The 17,299-nt window shown below is 66.2% G+C and carries 15 protein-coding genes; 11 read left to right on the top strand and 4 right to left on the bottom strand.

Translation table 11 applies throughout. The features are described 5' to 3' along the window. The first annotated feature begins 73 nt into the window (after positions 1-73). The 3 genes from MNQ99_RS11590 (at position 74) to MNQ99_RS11580 (ending at position 3,846) form a co-directional block, all read left to right on the top strand. Positions 74-1,048, top strand: coding sequence for an aldo/keto reductase (locus MNQ99_RS11590; RefSeq protein WP_241913053.1), 975 nt, complete (start codon positions 74-76; stop codon positions 1,046-1,048). Between the two features lie 255 nt (positions 1,049-1,303). Further along, the gene (locus MNQ99_RS11585) at positions 1,304-2,077 is read left to right on the top strand and encodes a cyclase family protein (protein WP_241913052.1); all 774 of its coding nucleotides are present in this window, start codon (positions 1,304-1,306) and stop codon (positions 2,075-2,077) included. 92 nt (positions 2,078-2,169) lie between these two features. Continuing rightward, positions 2,170-3,846 (top strand): thiamine pyrophosphate-binding protein, encoded by a 1,677-nt coding sequence (locus MNQ99_RS11580; protein ID WP_241913051.1) that lies wholly within the window; start codon positions 2,170-2,172, stop codon positions 3,844-3,846. Positions 3,847-3,851: 5 nt separating this feature from the next. Here MNQ99_RS11580 and MNQ99_RS11575 read toward each other — a convergent pair whose 3' ends face one another. Both MNQ99_RS11575 and MNQ99_RS11570 read right to left on the bottom strand, forming a co-directional pair. Further along, entirely contained in the window at positions 3,852-4,292 is a 441-nt protein-coding gene (locus MNQ99_RS11575) for a QcrA and Rieske domain-containing protein (protein ID WP_241913050.1), read from the bottom strand. A gap of 72 nt (positions 4,293-4,364) precedes the next feature. Continuing rightward, positions 4,365-4,832: a QcrA and Rieske domain-containing protein gene (locus tag MNQ99_RS11570; protein WP_241913049.1), complete on the bottom strand. Its 468-nt coding sequence runs from the start codon at positions 4,830-4,832 to the stop codon at positions 4,365-4,367. A gap of 322 nt (positions 4,833-5,154) precedes the next feature. On the opposite strand from MNQ99_RS11570, the gene MNQ99_RS11565 reads away from it, so the two are divergent. Together MNQ99_RS11565 and MNQ99_RS11560 are read left to right on the top strand one after the other, a co-directional pair. Beyond that, a complete protein-coding gene (locus MNQ99_RS11565; protein WP_241913048.1) occupies positions 5,155-6,846 on the top strand; it encodes an amidohydrolase in 1,692 nt (563 codons plus the stop codon). A gap of 99 nt (positions 6,847-6,945) precedes the next feature. After that, a complete protein-coding gene (locus MNQ99_RS11560; protein ID WP_241913047.1) occupies positions 6,946-8,148 on the top strand; it encodes an MFS transporter in 1,203 nt (400 codons plus the stop codon). A gap of 153 nt (positions 8,149-8,301) precedes the next feature. Here the strand turns inward: MNQ99_RS11560 and MNQ99_RS11555 are convergent, their stop codons facing one another. Beyond that, the gene (locus MNQ99_RS11555; RefSeq protein ID WP_241913046.1) at positions 8,302-10,428 is read right to left on the bottom strand and encodes a 3-hydroxyacyl-CoA dehydrogenase NAD-binding domain-containing protein; all 2,127 of its coding nucleotides are present in this window, start codon (positions 10,426-10,428) and stop codon (positions 8,302-8,304) included. Next, the gene (locus tag MNQ99_RS11550) at positions 10,425-11,714 is read right to left on the bottom strand and encodes a thiolase family protein (RefSeq protein WP_422387450.1); all 1,290 of its coding nucleotides are present in this window, start codon (positions 11,712-11,714) and stop codon (positions 10,425-10,427) included. The genes MNQ99_RS11555 and MNQ99_RS11550 overlap by 4 nt, the downstream gene beginning before the upstream one ends. Before the next feature lie 137 nt (positions 11,715-11,851). Here MNQ99_RS11550 and MNQ99_RS11545 point away from each other — a divergent pair, with 137 nt between their 5' ends. The 6 genes from MNQ99_RS11545 (at position 11,852) to MNQ99_RS11525 (ending at position 17,262) form a co-directional block, all read left to right on the top strand. Further along, a complete protein-coding gene (locus MNQ99_RS11545; RefSeq protein ID WP_241913044.1) occupies positions 11,852-12,865 on the top strand; it encodes a DMT family transporter in 1,014 nt (337 codons plus the stop codon). Between the two features lie 440 nt (positions 12,866-13,305). After that, positions 13,306-13,545 carry a DUF1016 N-terminal domain-containing protein gene (locus MNQ99_RS11540; protein WP_241913043.1) on the top strand — a complete coding sequence of 80 codons (240 nt, stop codon included), beginning with the start codon at positions 13,306-13,308 and terminating at the stop codon, positions 13,543-13,545. Positions 13,546-13,651: 106 nt separating this feature from the next. Further along, the gene (locus tag MNQ99_RS19220; RefSeq protein WP_422387534.1) at positions 13,652-13,861 is read left to right on the top strand and encodes a response regulator transcription factor; all 210 of its coding nucleotides are present in this window, start codon (positions 13,652-13,654) and stop codon (positions 13,859-13,861) included. Positions 13,862-14,209: 348 nt separating this feature from the next. After that, complete coding sequence (locus MNQ99_RS11535; protein ID WP_241913042.1) at positions 14,210-15,367, top strand: glutamate--cysteine ligase; 1,158 nt, start codon at positions 14,210-14,212, stop codon at positions 15,365-15,367. A gap of 511 nt (positions 15,368-15,878) precedes the next feature. Then, on the top strand, positions 15,879-16,967 hold the full coding sequence (locus MNQ99_RS11530) for a tyrosine-type recombinase/integrase (RefSeq protein WP_241913041.1): 1,089 nt from the start codon (positions 15,879-15,881) through the stop codon (positions 16,965-16,967). Beyond that, positions 16,960-17,262 (top strand): helix-turn-helix domain-containing protein, encoded by a 303-nt coding sequence (locus MNQ99_RS11525; protein WP_241913040.1) that lies wholly within the window; start codon positions 16,960-16,962, stop codon positions 17,260-17,262. Before MNQ99_RS11530 ends, MNQ99_RS11525 begins: the two co-directional genes overlap by 8 nt. The last annotated feature ends 37 nt before the right edge of the window (positions 17,263-17,299 follow it).

The following is a 17,299-nucleotide window of genomic DNA, read 5'->3' as shown; positions in this document are numbered from 1 at the left end:
AAATCACTGGCCGGCGGTCTCCCCGGGTAGGATTTGAGGCGGTCCACGCACCTCAATCGAGAAGGATGTATCGATGGAATACCGCCGTCTGGGCAAGTCCGGACTGACCGTCTCCGCCGTGGGGCTCGGCTGCAACAACCTGGGCCGCTCGAACACGCCCACCGAAACCCAGGAGGGCACGGACGCCGTAGTCAAGGCCGCGCTCGACGCCGGCGTGACGCTTTTCGATCTCGCGGACACCTATGGGAAGACCCCCGGGCTGAGCGAGGAGTTCCTGGGCAAGGCGCTCGGCGCCCGCCGCGATCACGTGGTGGTGGCCACCAAATTCGGCATGGACATGCACGGTGGCAACGGCGAGGACTTCGGCGCACGCGGCTCACGGCGCTACATCGTCAAGGCCGCCGAAGCGTCGCTGCGCCGGCTGGGCACGGACTGGATCGACCTCTACCAGTTCCATACGCCGGACCCGCTGACGCCGATCGAGGAAACGCTGTCCGCATTGGACGACTTGGTCCGCGCCGGCAAGGTCCGTTACATCGGCCATTCCAACCGGGCCGGCTGGCAGATCGCCGAGGCCGAATTCACGGCCCGCATGGACGGATACACGCCCTTCATCTCCAGCCAGAACCATTACAACCTGTTGGACCGCCGTGCGGAACTCGAAGTCACACCCGCTGCCGAAGCGTATGGGCTGGGCGTGCTGCCGTACTTCCCGCTGGCCAACGGTCTGTTGACGGGCAAGTACAAGGACGGGAAGGCACCGGAGGGCAGCCGGCTGACGCACTCGCGCAGCAACCTGCTCAAGGACGCCGACTGGGAGCAGTTGGGCGCGTTCTCACGCTTTGCCGCCGATCGCGGGCTGCAGGAGATCGAGGTGGCATTCTCTTGGCTCGCCTCCCGTCCCTCCGTGGCGTCGGTGATCGCCGGTGCCACCAAACCGGAGCAGATCCGGCAGAACGCCGAATCGGCCCACTGGCAGCCCACGGACGAAGACCTCGCCGAGCTGGACAGGATCTTCCCCACAGTGCCCAAGGCAGCCCTGTTCTAACATCGAGGTCAACATCCAGGTCGGCAGGAGCCGCTGGAGCACTGGGTCGGAGCCGGGCATTCTGATGTCTGCTTGTGTTACGCCTGCCGCGGGATGACGGGCGTAACACAAGCACCGGCCGCCCCGGGAGGGCAAGATGGATGCTACGGGCGGCCGCAAAGTCGCGGGCGCCGACCTACCGTTGCATGACCTACCGTTCCCCACACTCAGGCAGCGCCTGTGTGTTGGTTGTCTGCCGTGACGAAAGTGAAGCCCATGAGCCAACTGACCGACTTGCTCGCCTCCCTGTCCACCGGGCGGATCGAGTTGATCGACCTGACCAACAAGCTCTCCGCCCGGACGCCCACCCTGCGGCTGCCGGACCCGTTCGCAAACCTGATCGACTTCAGCCTCGAGGAGATCGCGGCGTATGACGACCGCGGCCCGATGTGGAAGCACCAGAACATCCACACCGGCGAGCACATCGGCACGCACATCGATGCGCCCATCCACTGGGCCACCGGCCGCGAGGGTGACGACGTCGCCCAGTTGCCGTTGCAGCGGTTGGTGGGCCCCGCCGTCGTGCTTGATTTCTCCGCCGAAGCAGCCGCGGACCCTGACTTTCTGCTGGACGTCCACCACGTCCGGGTGTGGGAAGAGCAGCACGGCCCCATCCCGGATAACGCGTGGGTGCTGTTCCGCACCGGCTGGGACGCGTATGCCCAGGACCAGGAGAAGTTCCTCAACGCGGACGACGCCGGTTCCCACACCCCGGGGTTCACCGTTGAGTGCGCGCGGTGGCTGGCCGAGGAGACGAAGATTTCCGGTGTCGGCGTGGAGACGGTCGGCATCGATGCGGGCAACGCCGGTGCGCTGGAGCCGATCTTCCCGATGCACCACTACCTGATGGGCAACAACAAGTACGGCATCACGTCGCTGCAGAACCTGACGCAGCTGCCCACTACCGGCGCGGTGATCGTGGTGGCGCCGCTGCCGATCGTCGGCGGCACGGGCAGCCCCGCCCGGATCTTCGCCATGGTCGAGCGCTAAAGGCAGGCCGTTCCGCGTTTCGGCCAGCCCACGTTCCGCCGTCAGCGTCACGCATCCTGAAAGCTTCACGCATCCTGAAAGAGAGTGCCCGCATGCACGCGCCCCGCAGCATCGCCGAACTAGTCGGCCAGACCTTGGCCGGGCTCGGCGCCGGACACGCCTTCGGCGTGGTGGGGAGCGGCAATTTCGCGGTCACGAATGCGCTGAAGGCCGCCGGTGTGCCGTTCACCGCCAGCCGGCATGAAGGCGGGGCGGCCACCATGGCGGACGCGTACTCCAGGATGTCCGGCAGGCTCGGAATCGTTTCCGTGCACCAAGGATGCGGCCTGACCAACGCCGCCACCGGCATCGGCGAGGCGGCCAAATCCCGGACGCCAATGCTGGTGCTGGCTGCCGAAACCGCCGGTTCAGCGGTCCGTTCCAACTTCGCCATGGACCAGCCGGGCTTCGCCCGCAGCGTGGGCGCAGTGTCCGAGCGGGTGCACTCGGCGGCCAGCGCCGCCGCAGACACCGCCCGGGCCTACCGCACGGCCGTGAACGAACGCCGCACCGTGGTGCTGAACCTGCCGCTGGACGTGCAGGCCCAGCCGGCACCTGCAACCGCGGAGAACGGTCCGGCCGCAACGGTCTCCGCAGCGCAGCCGGTCCGGCCGGGGCCGGCCGCCGCCGAAGCCCTCGCCGACCTGATCGCCGCCGCCGAACGGCCGGTCTTCGTGGCCGGCCGCGGTGCGCGCGAAGCCGGCGACCAGCTGCGGGCGCTGGCATCCCATGCAGGCGCATTGGTGGCCACGTCCGCCGTGGCCAAGGGCCTGTTCAACGGCGAGCCGTTCTCGCTTGGCATTTCCGGCGGCTTCTCTTCCCCGGTGGCGGCGGAGCTGATCTCGGAAGCGGACCTCATTGTTGGTTTCGGCTGCACACTGAACATGTGGACCATGCGACAGGGAGCCTTGATCGGTCCCGGCGCCAAGGTGGCGCAGGTGGACGTGGAGGACTCCGCGCTCGGAGCCAACCGGCCGGTGGATCTCGGCGTCTTGGGGGACAGCGGGCAGACGGCCGACGCGGTGCTGGACATCCTTCGCGGACGTGGCCCCGCTGCCGCCAAGTACCGGACCGGGCCGGTCCGGGAGCGCATCCGGGCCGGCGTCCGCTGGCAGGATGTTACCGTCGATGACCTGTCCACCGAGGACCGGATCGACCCGCGGCTGCTGACCGGCCGGCTGGATCAACTGCTGCCGTCCGACCGCATCGTTTCCGTCGATTCAGGCAACTTCATGGGCTACCCCAGCCAGTACCTGGAGGTGCCCGACGAGTTCGGTTTCTGCTTCACCCAGGCTTTCCAGTCCATCGGCCTGGGACTGGCCACCTCGATCGGCGCCGCCTTGGCCCGGCCGGACAGGCTGCCGGTCCTCGGCACCGGCGACGGCGGCTTCCTGATGTCAATCGCGGAGCTGGAGACCGCTGTGCGGCTCGGCCTGCCGCTGGTGGTGGTCGTGTACAACGACGCCGCCTACAGTGCCGAGGTGCACCACTTCGGCAACAACGACGGCGGTGCTTCCGTCGACCTGTCAACGGTCACCTTCCCCGACACCGACATCGCCGCGATTGCCCGCGGCTTCGGCGCCGACGGAATCACGGTCAGGACACTGGAAGACCTCGCCGGCGTGTCCGCATGGCTGGCGTCCTCGCCCGCCCGTCCCTTGGTCATCGACGCCAAGATCGCCTCCGACGGCGGCTCCTGGTGGCTGGCCGAGGCGTTCAAGGGGCACTAAGGGATTCAGACGGTGACGGTGATCCAGTCGCCGTCGATGGCAGCAGCGAAACGGGGGAGCGGCGCCGGTGCAGGACCACCGGTAACCGTGCCGTCGTCGAGCGCGAAGGTGGAGTTGTGGCACGGGCAGACGAATTCACTGTCGGTGGCGTTCACGGCGCAGCCTTGGTGGGTGCACGCCGCGCTGTAGGCAAGCACCGTCGTCTCATCGGGACGATAGACGAGTATCTTCTGCCCAGCGGCCTCACCGTTGGCGCTGCCGCCAACCGGTACGTCGCTGAGCTTGCCGACGCGGGTCGGCGTTCCGTCGGTGGCGACGGGCGCAGCGGGAGCGCCTTGCGCGCCGGTGAAGTCCTGGAACGGCGAGCAGGCCGTCAGCGCGCCCACGGTACCCGCGGCCGTAGTGACGGTCAGAATGGTTCGGCGTGACGGCGGGGAGGAAGTCATGTCCATTATTGTTCCGGATGTTCCTTGGAAGTTTCTAACGGAACCGCAGGAGTCGATGGAGGAATGCGGCATTTACACGGTGACGGTGATCCAGTCGCCGGCGATGGCGGCGGCAAAGCGTTGCAGCGGTTTCGGTGCTGGTCCGTCCAGCACCGTGCCATCCTGGGCACGGTAAACAGAGCCATGGCAGGGGCAATGGAACTCGGCACCCGCCGGCGCCACCGTGCAGCCCTGATGCGTGCAGATGGCGCTGAAGGCCTCCACCGTTTCCTCATCCGGGCGGTAGACCAGCACTTTGTTTCCGTTGGCCTCGCCACCGGCGCTGTCCCCGACAGCAACATCCGCGAGCTTCAGGACCTGCACCGGTGTGCCGCCGGAAGCATCCGGCGCCTCAGGCCCTCCGGATTGGCCGCTGTCCCCGGTTGCGGACTGGCCGCTGCCCCCTGTCGATGGGGCGCAGGCTGCCAGGACGCAGGCGGAGCAAGCCGCCGCGGAAACACCTAGCAGCGAGCGTCTGGTTGGACTGACATCGAGAATCATGGGCTGACCTTCCCCAACGCAGCTGGCCGGATACTGATTGGTGACGGCGGGATGTTCCGTGGAGAGCGGGCTGTGCCCGAAAACAGGGCAGTGTGTGGAGACGCCTCGGCCCCGGCGTACCCCGCCGTCATCCATAAAGACGCCCACGGCGGCAGGAAAGTTCACAAGCCGATTCGCTGCTCAGCTGGAATTCAAGTTCCAGCCCTGTAATTCTCCTGCCGTAGAAATCAAACGTCATGCTCTGAGAGTCAAGTCGAATGGACCCGGTCACCCATACTCTGATGCTCGACCAACTAAACGATTCAACAATGAGGAGCGGTACATGGCCGAAGAGTTTGCTGATGTGGTGCTGTTCAACGGCATCATCGAGACCCTCGATCCGGAAACGCCCCGCACCACGGCCATGGCGGTCCGGGGCGGGCTCATCCAAGCGCTAGGTGAGCGGGCCGAGGAACTGCGCGGGCCCGAGACGCTCACCGTCGACCTGGACGGCGCCTTCGTGATGCCGGGCCTGATGGACGTCCATAACCACCACATGATCGCCGGTCAGATGGATCTGTTTGAACTGGACGCGCCTCCCACTCTTGACCTGGACGGCTTCCTGGCAGCGATTGCCGCCTACGCTGCCGGGCTCCAACCCGACGAATGGGTTGTCGGTGGTAGCTGGGGATCCGGCTTGATGAACGAAATGAACTCGGCGGACGCGCTGGCACGCCTGGATGCGGCAACCGGCGGCCGTCCTGCCCTGCTCAAAGACGACTCGAAGCACAACCGGTGGGCAAATTCGCGGGCCTTGGAGCTGGCCGGCATCGGGGCAGCCACGCCCGATCCCGCCGGCGGGCAGATTTTGCGTGATGAGTCCGGGGCCGCCACCGGGGTATTGATCGAGGCCGGTGGGGTGATCGTGGAGCAGACACTGGCCAGCCTGCAGCCGGTGAGCACAGGGCAGATGGCCCAGGCGGCGGCGCGCGGTATTGAGATCCTGCATTCCTATGGGGTCACGGGGTTCCAAGACGCGGCTGCGTCCCTCCCGCTCATGCGTGCCCTCAAACAACTTGATGACGACGGCGAGCTGCACGCCTGGGCGGTTTCCTCCATGCAAGCCAACGATTTTATTTTCGGCACCCAGCCCTTGGGTGAAGGAATCATTGCCCACCGCGAAGAGACGCGTTCGCGCCATCACCGGCCGGATTTCATCAAGATTTTCCTCGACGGCGTTCCGCCGGCCGGCACGGCAGCCTTCATCGAGCCTTATCTGCCGGTGGCAGGTTTTCCGGAGTGCCACTGCGGCGGGACCACCATGGATCCGGCGGAGTTGGAGGAATGGCTGATGAGCACGGCCGCCCGGGGAATCTCCGCCAAGATCCACTGCACCGGCGACGCCTCGGTCCGGCTGGTCCTGGACACGGTTGAAAAGGTTCGGGCCGCGGGCTACACCGAGCCGAAATACCACATCGCGCACGGACAGTTCGTGCATCCGGACGATATCGGCCGCTTCGCGCAGTTGGACGTTACCGCCGATATCTCGCCATCGCTGTGGTTCCCCGGGGTGATCTCAGAGGCGATCGCTGCGGTGCTGCCCGCGGAGCGCGCGTCGCAGATGCAGCCGAACAGAAGCCTGCTTGACGCTGGTGCCCGGATCGCCGGCGGTTCGGACTGGCCGGTCAGCGTCTCGCCGAACGCGTGGGAAGGCATTTACGGTCTGGTGACCAGGCAGGATCCTACCGGCCAATTTCCAGGGACGCTGTGGAAAGAGCAAGCCATCACCTTGGATGAGGCCGTCCGCATCTACACCACGGCCAGCGCCGAGGCGATGGGCCTTGATGATGTCACCGGCTCGCTGGTGCCGGGGAAGTCCGCCGATTTCATCGTGCTGACGGACAACCCCCATGACGTACCGGTGGATGAAGTGCGCTACATCAGCGCACGGCAGACCTGGTTTGCCGGAGGCAAGGTCTACGACGCCGCTGCCCCTGAATCCGCTCCGACGGAAGCGGAAAAGGCCAACACCTGACCCCTGCGTCCCGCTAAACCGCACGACTCACCCTGGTGGCTTCGGCTTGGCCTGCCGGCCGGAGCCACCGGCTCTTTCATCCAATCCGAAAGGACACTGATGTCCGTTACCCTGACTTCCGCGCGCCCAGCCGCCGGCACCGACCGCGGAATCTACACCTACATCGCCGTTTTCAGCGCCGTGTTGTACATGGTGCTGCTGATCGCCCCGGTGATCGCCGGCAAGCTGATAGCGCAGTTCGGCCTGATGCCCACTGAGCTGGGCATGCTGTTCTCGCTTGAGCTGGGCGCCTTCAGCCTCGCCACGGTGCCGGCCTACCTGTGGCTGAACCGGCTGAACCTGAGGACCGTCACCTACGTTTGCGCCGCCATCGCCATTGCGGGCAACCTGGCTTCCGGCTTCCTGGACAGTTTCGCGCTCTTGATAGTCGCCCGCGTGATTACGTCGCTGGCGGCCGGATCCATTACCGTCATCATCCTGACCCTCAGCGGGAAGACGGCCAACCCCAGCCGGGGTTTCGGCGTCTTTGTGGTGTTCCAACTGCTGATGGGCGCGGTCATTTTGTTCGCGTTCCCGGTTTTGTATGCCGACGCAGACGTTTCCGCCATCTACTGGACGATGGCCGCCCTGACGGCATGCTGCCTGCCCGTGGTGCGGATGATCGACGGCGACATGCTGCGCCGTGCCCCAGCGGAAGCGAATGTCCCGGCCGCAGCGGACATCGCGGCTGCGGAGAAGAGTCCCGCACGTGCAGGCTCAAAGGTGAAATTCGTGATCGGGCTGGCCGCCGTGCTGTCTTTCTACATCGGCCTCAGCGGTGTGTGGTCCTTCATGGCGCAGATTTCGGGCGGCGCAGGCATCGATCTCTCGACGTCCAGCCTGGTGCTGGCCATTGCCACGATTCCGGGCATAGCGGCGCCGCTGGTGGCGACCTTCCTGGGGGACAGCCCGAAGCGCAAATGGTTCCTGCTGATCGGTTACTTGGGGCTGGGCGGCAGCGTGGCGCTGCTGTTCGGCGCTCCGGGACTCATCCGGTTCGCGCTCGCCGCCCTGGTCTTCAAGTTCGCGTGGACCTTCATCCTTCCGTATCTGCTCGCGTCCCTGTCTGACATCGGCGGCAGTCACGTGATGAACTCGACCAACCTGATGATCGGGTCAGGCTTCGCCATCGGGCCGGTGGTCAGCGGCATGCTGATCGAGTCCTCCGGCGGCGGCTTCGGCGGCATGCTGCTGCTGGCAGTCATCGCCGTACTGGTCTCGATGGGATGCGCCATGGCCATCCAGCGCCCGGCCCGCTCCTGACCCAAACACGCCGGTACACGTCGCCGCTGGCTATCCGCCGGCGGCGAGGTGTACCGTCACCCGGCTGCGCGCCGTCGTCGTCCTCTGTCAGAACAACGACGACGGCGGCGCGCCGCGGCGGCCCGTCCCGCCGGCTCGTCTCACCGGCTTGTCCTACCCAGCAGGGTGGAACTTCCGGCCGAGGACCCGTTCGGAGGCTCCCACCCGGTCCAGGTAGGGGGTAATGCCGCCCAGATGCAGCGGCCAGCCGGCGCCCATGATCATGCACAGGTCGATGTCCTGGGGCGCGGCGACCACGCCTTCGTCCAGCATCAGCCCGATTTCCTCGGCCAGTGCGTCCTGGGTGCGGCGGAGCAGTTGCTCGGAGGTGCTGGGGGAGTCGCCGAAGTCCAGCAGCGCCAGCGTGGCCTCGGGGATCACCTGCCGGCCGGCATCGTCCGCCACCCACAGGGACGTGATGCCGCTGTCGATGAGCCGCTGTTGGTTGGCGGAGACCCGGAACCGCTCACCGAACGCGGCATGCAGGGACTCGGTGACATGCTGGGCCACCGGGATGCCGACCATGGCCAGCAGGGTGAACGGCGTCATCGGCAGGCCCATCGGCTTCAGCGCGTTGTCGGCCACGTCGGCGGGGGTGCCTTCGTCGAACGCATTCGCCACCTCGCCCATCAGCCGCAGTAGCACGCGGTTCACCACAAAGGCGGCCGCATCCTGAACCAGCACGGTGGTCTTCTTGAGTGCCTTGCCCAGCACGAACGCGGTGGAGAGGACTTCGTCGCTGGTCTTTGGAGCGCGCACGATTTCCAGCAGCGGCATGACGGCGACGGGGTTGAAGAAGTGGAAGCCGACCACCCGTTCCGGATGCAGCAGGTCCGCTGCCATCTCGGTGACGGAGAGCGAGGAGGTGTTGGTGGCCAGGATGCAGTTCTCGGAGACCACCGCCTCCACCTCGGCGAAGACCTGCTTCTTCACGGACAGTTCCTCGAACACCGCCTCGATCACGAAGTCGGCGTCCGCGAAGGCTGCCTTGGCGGCCGAACCGGTGACCAGGGCCTTGGTGCGGTTGGCCGCATCCGCGGAGATGCGCTTTTTGGCCAGCAGTTTGTCCACTTCGGCATGGACGTAGCCAACGCCCTTGTCCACCCGGGCCTGGTCGATGTCGGTCATGACCACGGGTACCTTCAGCTGGCGTGCGAACAGCAGGGCCAGCTGGCTGGCCATCAGGCCGGCGCCGACCACGCCCACCTTGGTGACCGGCCGGGCCAGCTGCGGGTCCGGCGCGCCGGCGGGACGCTTGGAACGCTTCTGCACCAGCTCCAGGAAGGCGTAGACGGTGTCGCGGAAATGCGGGGTTTGCATCAGTTCCGCCAGCGCGTCCACTTCCAGCTCGGCGGATTGCTGCTGGCTCTTGCCCCGGCCGGCTTGCATCACGTCCAGCACCTTGGCGGGCGCGGGCGCGGCGTTGGCGGTCTTGGCTTCCACAAACGTGCGTCCGGCGGCGATGGCCTGGTCCCAGTCCGCCTCCGTGGCGGCTGATTTGTCTGCGCGGCGGACTGCCACCTGCCGGCGGGCGTCGTCGTCGCCCAGGATCCGGGCGGCCCAGGCCAGCGACTGTTCCAGGAAGTCCGCCGGTTCGAACAGCGCGTCGGCGATGCCGAGTTGGTGGGCGGCCGGGCCGTTGAGGATCTTGTTGTTGTTCAGCGGGTTCTCGATCATGACCTTGACCGCGTTGGCCGGGCCGATCAGCCGCGGCAGGCGGTAGACGCCGCCCCAGCCGGGGATCAGGCCCAGGAAGGCTTCCGGCAGCGAGATGCCGTTGGCGCCGGCGGAGACCGTGCGGTAGTCGGCGGCCAGCGCTATCTCCAGCCCGCCGCCCATGGCCGCGCCGTTGATGAAGGCGAAGGTCGGCACGCCCATCGACGCCAGCGTGGCGTAGGCGTCATGGCCCAGCCGGGCCATGGCCCGCCCGTCCTCGGGGTCGGTGAGCTTTCCCACGCTGCCCAGATCTGCGCCCGCCACCAGGTAGTAGGGCTTGCCGGTGACGGCGACGGCGGAGATCCCGCCGGCCGCGGCCCTGGCCTTGAGCCCCTCCAGCGCGGTGCCCAGTTCCACCAGGGTGTTCGGCCCGAGCGTGGTGGGCTTGCGGTGGTCCAGATCGTTGTCCAGGGTCAGCAGGGCCAAGGTCCCGGCCCCGGGCAACTCCACGTCCCGGACATAGGAGTGGGTGACGGTCTCGTCCGGGAACTTGGCGGCCAAGGCGGTGAAGTCGGCGGCGGTCATGCGTGGTCCTCTCCTGCGGATGCGGCGGCTGGTACGGCGGCGGTTGCGGCAACCCCCTGGGGGCTGCGGCCCGAGTAGTCTGCGTGGCGCGGGTTCTCCCAGATCACGGTCCCGCCCATGCCCAGCCCGATGCACATGGTGGTCAGCCCGTAACGGACCGTCGGGTCGTCTTCGAACTGGCGCGCCAACTGGGTCATCAGCCGCACGCCGGAGGCGGCCAACGGATGCCCGACGGCGATGGCCCCGCCATAGCGGTTGACGCGGGGATCGTCGTCGGCAATGCCGTAGTGGTCCAAGAAGGAGAGGACCTGCACCGCGAAGGCCTCGTTAATCTCGAGCAGCCCGATGTCCGCGATGTCCAGGCCGGCCATCTTCAGGGCCTTCTCCGTGGCGGGGACCGGGCCGATGCCCATCACCTCGGGTTCCACTCCGGCGAAGGCGTAGGAGACCAGGCGCATCTTTACCGGCAGGCCCAGCTCCGCGGCGGCTTCCGCGGATGCCAGCAGCGAGGCCGTGGCGCCGTCGTTCAGGCCGGCGGCATTGCCGGCGGTGACGCGGCCGTGTGCGCGGAACGGGGTGCGCAGCCCGGCCAGGTCCTCGCGGGTGGTGCCCGGACGCGGCGGCTCGTCGGCGCTGTGCAGCGACCATCCCTCGCCGGGCTTTCGGCCGGTGACCGGCACCAGATCGGGCTGGATCTTGCCGTCCTGGTAGGCCGCCGCGAGCTTGGCCTGGCTGGCCGCGGCGTAGGCATCGGCGCGTTCCTTGGTGATGGCGGGAAAGCGGTCGTGCAGGTTCTCCGCAGTGTTGCCCATGTTCAGCGCGGCGGGGTCCACCAGGCGCTCGCTGGCAAACCGAGGGTTCGGGTCCGCGCCCTGGCCCATCGGGTGGTTCCCCATATGCTCCACGCCGCCGGCCACCACCACGTCGTACGCGCCGAAGGCGATGCCGCCGGCCGTCGTCGTCACCGCAGTCATGGCGCCGGCGCACATCCGGTCGATCGCGAAACCGGGCACCGATCGGGGCAGTCCGGCAAGCAGCGCCGCCGTGCGGCCGATGGTCATGCCTTGGTCGCCGGTCTGCGTGGTAGCGGCGATGGCTACGTCGTCGATCCGCTCGGGCGGCAGCGACGGGTTGCGGCGCAGCAGTTCACGGACGCATTTGACCACCAGGTCGTCGGCCCGGGTGCCGGCGTGGATGCCCTTCTCACCCGCTTTGCCGAACGGAGTGCGCACGCCGTCGACGAAGACGACATCACGCAGGGCGCGGGGCGCGGACGTAGGGCTCACTGGAACCTCCATGAGATGCGGGACACAGTACCAGCCACATGTTACCCGTGGGTAACTTACCCGGCAAGCGGCCGCTGGTCGAGACGGTGGGAGGTGCCGCAAATAGGCTGGCCCTAGTGGAGTAACGGCGAGGAGCTATGGATCTACAGCAGCAGCCCCGGCAGGCGCCGGTGCATCCCGGTGCGGTTTCCGGCGCGCTCCTGGTGCTGGCGGCTTCCGTGCTGTGGGGAACCACCGGAACGGCGGCCACGTTTGCGCCCGACGCCGGTCCGCTCGCCATTGGCGCCGTGGCGATGGGTGTGGGCGGGCTGCTCCAGGCGCTGACCGCGCTGCGGCCGATGGGCCGCGCCCGTCTTCAGTTGCAGGGTCAGTGGAAATTGGTGCTGCTTGGTGCCATCGCGGTCGCCGTGTACCCGCTGGCCTTCTACAGTTCGATGCATCTGGCCGGTGTTGCCGTGGGCACGGTGGTGAGTATCGGCTCGGCGCCGCTGGCTTCTGCCCTGATCGAGCGGGCCGTCGACCGGCATCGGTTGAGCGTGCGCTGGGGTGGCGCCGCCCTGCTGGGGCTCTCCGGGACCGCGCTGCTGTGCTTCGCTGCGGCGCAAGGCGGTGGCCATTCCGCCGGAGCTTCCGGGGGCTCAGTAGGCGGCGGCACCTTGGCCGGGATCGGCTTGGGTCTGCTGGCGGGATTGACGTATGCCCTCTATTCCTGGGCCGCCCACCGGATCATCGGCGGCGGCGTGCCGGCCCGTGCCGCCATGGGAGCGATGTTCGGCGCCGGCGGGCTGCTGCTGATGCCGGTGCTGCTGGCCACGGGCGCGCCGCTGCTGGCATCGTGGGGCAACGCCGCCGTAGGCGCCTATATGGCCCTGGTGCCGATGTTCGCCGGCTACGTGCTGTTTGGGCTTGGCCTGGCGCGGGTGCGCGCAAGCACCGCCACAACCCTCTCCCTGGCGGAGCCGGTGGTGGCTGCGGTGCTGGCGGTATGGGTGGTGGGCGAACGGCTGCCGCTGCAGGGCTGGAGCGGGATCCTTCTGGTGATCGCCAGCCTGGCCGTCCTGACCGTGCCGGGACGTCGGCGGCGCATGGCAGCGACCGGTGGGACGCCGGCGGCGGAGTCGAAGCCTGGGAACGCCGCAGAGCGCAGTTAGCGGTGGCGCCAACGTGCTGGTTCTTTTGCTTACTCAGCCGGCTGCCACGGCACCAGCCCGGTCCATTGCATCAGCCAGGACATTTGGCGGGGCAGCTCGGTGCTCCGCATGCGCCAACTGTGACCGATGGGGACCTGAATAGACTGCACGTGCATTCCTGCGCGTCGGCCGCGGTGTAGAGGGGACGAATCCGGCCCGTACTTGTTGTTCGAGGCGCCGGCCGCGAACCGGGCGGCGGTTTCGGGAACTTGTGCCCGATCAGGACGTTCAGGACGTCCAGGCCGGAGCTCGATCCGGAATCGGTGACCTCGCACAAGATGCGGGTATGGCCAGATATAGATTGATGGCCACGGCCGGCCGTGAGATTGCCCTGCCCGATGATTACCAGGATCTTCTGAAGGTTCTGAAGGGGCGGGTGCGCTGGACCCCGGGCACAAGCGGTGCGCACGGTCAATTCCCAATTGATCGGGCTGTACTGGTCGATCGGGCCGGACATCCTGCAACGCCAGGATGCCGAAGGCTGGGGCAGCGGCGTCATCGCCCGGCTGGCCGAAGACCTCCGGGCAGAGTTTCCGGACATGAAGGGCTTCTCCCAGCGAAACCTGCAGTATATGCGAACCATGGCCGAGGCCTGGGGGAGCGAGGCAAATGTGCCACAAGCTGTGGCGCAATTGCCCTGAGGCCATATCCGCACCCTCCTGGACAAGACCAAGACCGGCCCGGAACGGGACTGCTACGCGGCCGCAGCGGTAGAGTACTGATGGTCCCGGAACGTGCTGATGAAACCTGACGACGTTCCTGCACCGGCGTCTCACCGAGCGTGAACTGGAAGTCCTCGCCTACATGCGCTCAATGATGACGGCGGCCGACATCGCGAAGGCACTGTTCATATCGGTGAACACCGTCAAAACGCACCAGCGATCGATCTATAGAAAGCTCGGCGCGGCAAGCCGGCGGGATGTCCTCAAGATTGCTGCGGCCCGCGGAATCATCTAGCGCCTCGGGGGTGGCCAAGCCGATTTGCCCCACCTCCGGGCTTCATCCTCCAGGGGTGAGGCCTTGTCCACTTCCGGCCCCAATAATGAACACATCCGGTTGAGTGATCCGACGGACTGAGAAATAGCCCTCTGGCTCAAGAGGGAAGCTCTACCGTCGAGACCACACCAAGTCCTCGCCGGCCCCGCGACAGTAGGAGAGCCATTGGTGTTTATGCAACACGAACACGATTGCGGTGCGCAGGGAGCCGGGGCCCCTCGACGCTCAAGTCTGCCCAGCGGAACCAGCTTTGACACCGGCAACAACCCGGAAGTTATCAACCGCGCTCACATGGAAGCCACATAAACCTTGGACGAGAACGGCCGTACTGGCCCAGAACACGACGTACGTCTTTTCGGCGTGGAGGAAGAACTGCTGCTGGTCAGCGCCGACACCGGTGAGCCCCTCGCCGTTGCCGAAAACACAGTCCTTGGGCACGAACGCCGACAATCCGAAGTCGGACAACCGGACGGGTTCGCGATCACGCTCGAGGTCCAGCAGGAGCAGATTGAGATCGTCTGCCCGCCACAAGAGAGCCTGGCAGGGCAGGTAGACACGATCAGACACGGCCGCTCCCTGGCCCGGTCAGCTGCCCGCGATGCCGGGGCGTTGGCGGTTGCACTGGCAACTTCCCCCTTCCCGGTCCGCCCGCATCTGGTGTCCACGCCGCGTTTCCGGAAGATGAATGAGCGGTTCGGTCTGACGCTTCAGGAACAGCTCACCTGCGGATTCCACGTGCACGTTGCCGTGGGGTCCCCGGACGAGGGAATCGCGATCCTGGACAGGATCCGGATCTGGCTGCCGGTGATTCTGGCCCTGGCCAGCAATTCCCCTTTCTGGAACGGAATTGACACCGGATACAACAGCTACCGCTACCAGGTCTGGTGCCGGTGGCCGGCGTCGGGGCCAACCGACATTTTCCGTAGCCGGGACGAGTACGACCGACAGGTTCAAGCCCTGCTGGAAACGGGAGTGCTCCTGGACGACGGGATGGTCTACTTCGACGCCCGGCTGTCCACGCGCTTCCCGACCATTGAAGTCCGAATCGCAGACGTCTGCCTGGACCCCACGCATGCCGCCGTACTCGCCGCGATCATCCGGGCACTTGTGGAGACCGCTTCCCGAGAATGGCGGTCAGGGATCGAACCACCTCTAGTACCTGTTCTGCAGCTTCGCACCTGGTCCTGGCAGGCCAGCAGGTCAGGAGTCGGCGGGATGCTGGTCAACCCGCTCACCGGCAGGCCCTCCTCCGCGGGTGATGTCGTCGCGGAACTGCTGGATCATATAGGTCCGGTCTTAGTCGAATGGCAGGAAGCGGCCTTGGTCGAAAGTGTGATCACCTCGATCTTGCGCAATGGTTCAGGGGCAGACCGACAGCGTCAAAGCTATATGAAAACCAAGGAGCTGACCTTGGTGGTCTTAGAAGCTGCGGAATGGACGCACAACGAACAAATCAGGCAGCAATGAGGCCCTCTCGTCATCTGGTGCCCGTCGATAGATTTCCCCGGGGCGTCAGCAGCCTCGGCGACCATGAACTGCTGACGTTCTACGCCCGGGCGGCGCGATAGGTGGAACGTGAAACCGTCCCAGCTGGGAGGGCCGACCCACGAAACCGAATTCCGGCTTGAAGCGCTCCGGCTTGAAATCCAGGGCCGTGACAACCGGACAACCGGGACGCGCTTGGGGCCCTGGTCCTTGATTCCCCGAAGGGCCGGCCCGTCTTGGTCCGCTCCTTCGACATATGCGCTGTTATCGGCGTTAAAAGTACGGGAGTAGAAGTAGCTGCGAGAACTCCCGTTCCACGGCTACTTCGGTGTTTCCGCAGGCCAGACGAGCAGTTGCTGCAACGACCGCATTGGGATGCTCGGCCTGAATTTGCTCCTGGATCCCTTGCCACTGGAGGTTTCCTGCATCTAATGCATGTTTCCATGGTTTAGGGGTTGCAGTGAGTGGTGCCGTTCCGGGTTTCCTCCCGCGGATGCTGGTGGATCCGGGTGTCGGGCTGTTCAGAGCCGACGAGCGTGTTTTCACCGCCATGCTGGATGGATGGCGCGCGCAGATGCTGGCCCGTGGGCTCACGACGCAGACCATCAAGCAGCGCTGCCAGCTGCTGGCGCGGTTCCAGGAATTCACAGGTGAGTTTCCGTGGCAATGGCGTCCGGTGGACATAGATGATTTCCTGGCCGGACTGCGTTCCGGTGACAAGCCGATCAGCCTCAAGACGCTGCGCTCATACAGCAATGCCGTGGCGATGTTCTGCTCCTACCTGACGCATCCTGGCTATGGGTGGGGCGAGTTCTGCGAACGCACTTTTGGCGATATTCCGAGCCAGATCTGCTTTGAATGGAACACGCCCCGGCACACGACCGATGACGCCGTGCCGGCGCAGCGGCGGGCATTCACCAAGGTTGAGCTGCAACGGCTCTTCGATCACATCGACGATCTCGTCGACCGTGAGTACGCGGCCGGCAGCAAGCGCTGGCTGCCGCTGTTCCGTGATTCGGTGGCGTTCAAAGTCTGTTATGCCTATGGGCTTCGCCGCCGGGAGATGACGATGCTGGATCTGGAGGACTTCGGCCCCAATCCCCACGTCACTGACTATGGCCGCTTCGGTGCCGTCCAGGTGCGATGGGCCAAAGGCACGGCAGGTTCCGGGCCCAGGCGGCGGACTGTTCTGACCGTGCCGGAGTTCGACTGGGTCGTGGATCAACTGCACACCTGGACCGGCGGGATGCGGACACGGTTCCCAACAGCTGACCGGTCATCGGCGCTCTGGCCCAGCGAGCGGGGCGCCCGGATGTCACTTGGCAGCTTCGGCGATGCCTTCGCAGCAGCACGCGACGCCGTTGGATTGCCCAAGGAACTGGGGCTGCACTGCCTCAGACACTCCTACGTGACCCACCTGATCGAAGCCGGCTACGACCCGGCCTTCGTGCAGACTCAGGTCGGCCACTCGTACGCCTCGACCACCGGCCTCTACACAACGGTATCGTCGGACTTCAAGCAGAAAACCGTGCAACAAATGATCGCACGCCGCATCACCACCTTGGAGGACCCAGATGCCTGAACAGCGCCGGATCGGCTACCGCTGGAACCTACGTGCCCTCATGGCCAAGCGCAACCTCTGGAAGACCACCGAACTGATGCCGCTGCTGAAATCCCGCGGAATCAACCTGTCCGAGAGCCAGGTCTACCGGTTGGTCACGGCCACGCCGGAACGCATTCCGGCCAGGACGTTCGCGGCCCTTTGCGACATCCTGGACTGCCCCCAACGACCTGTTCGAACCCTTCGTCGAGCTGCGCGCCGCCGCGACGGCAAACGCACCGCAGCGCAGCGAAGACCTGGGCATCCAACCCGGTAATCCGATCGCCAAACGCATCCGCCTCGTCACCCCCGAG

The organism is Arthrobacter sulfonylureivorans (genome assembly GCF_022637435.1).
GTDB lineage: Bacteria > Actinomycetota > Actinomycetes > Actinomycetales > Micrococcaceae > Crystallibacter > Crystallibacter sulfonylureivorans.
Note: the sequence above shows the minus strand (reverse complement) of the source record. Positions and strands in the feature narration are given on the sequence as shown.

Bases quoted from the DNA above. Each gene is read 5' to 3' on its own strand.
- MNQ99_RS11590 (WP_241913053.1), top strand. From the start codon at position 74: ATGGAATACCGCCGTCTGGGCAAGTCCGGACTGACCGTCTCCGCCGTG.
- MNQ99_RS11530 (WP_241913041.1), top strand. From the start codon at position 15,879: ATGCTGGTGGATCCGGGTGTCGGGCTGTTCAGAGCCGACGAGCGTGTT.
- MNQ99_RS11575 (WP_241913050.1), bottom strand. From the start codon at position 4,292: ATGACTTCCTCCCCGCCGTCACGCCGAACCATTCTGACCGTCACTACG.
- MNQ99_RS11570 (WP_241913049.1), bottom strand. From the start codon at position 4,832: ATGATTCTCGATGTCAGTCCAACCAGACGCTCGCTGCTAGGTGTTTCC.
- MNQ99_RS11565 (WP_241913048.1), top strand. From the start codon at position 5,155: ATGGCCGAAGAGTTTGCTGATGTGGTGCTGTTCAACGGCATCATCGAG.
- MNQ99_RS11555 (WP_241913046.1), bottom strand. From the start codon at position 10,428: ATGACCGCCGCCGACTTCACCGCCTTGGCCGCCAAGTTCCCGGACGAG.
- MNQ99_RS11580 (WP_241913051.1), top strand. From the start codon at position 2,170: ATGCACGCGCCCCGCAGCATCGCCGAACTAGTCGGCCAGACCTTGGCC.
- MNQ99_RS11525 (WP_241913040.1), top strand. From the start codon at position 16,960: ATGCCTGAACAGCGCCGGATCGGCTACCGCTGGAACCTACGTGCCCTC.
- MNQ99_RS11560 (WP_241913047.1), top strand. From the start codon at position 6,946: ATGTCCGTTACCCTGACTTCCGCGCGCCCAGCCGCCGGCACCGACCGC.
- MNQ99_RS11545 (WP_241913044.1), top strand. From the start codon at position 11,852: ATGGATCTACAGCAGCAGCCCCGGCAGGCGCCGGTGCATCCCGGTGCG.
- MNQ99_RS11585 (WP_241913052.1), top strand. From the start codon at position 1,304: ATGAGCCAACTGACCGACTTGCTCGCCTCCCTGTCCACCGGGCGGATC.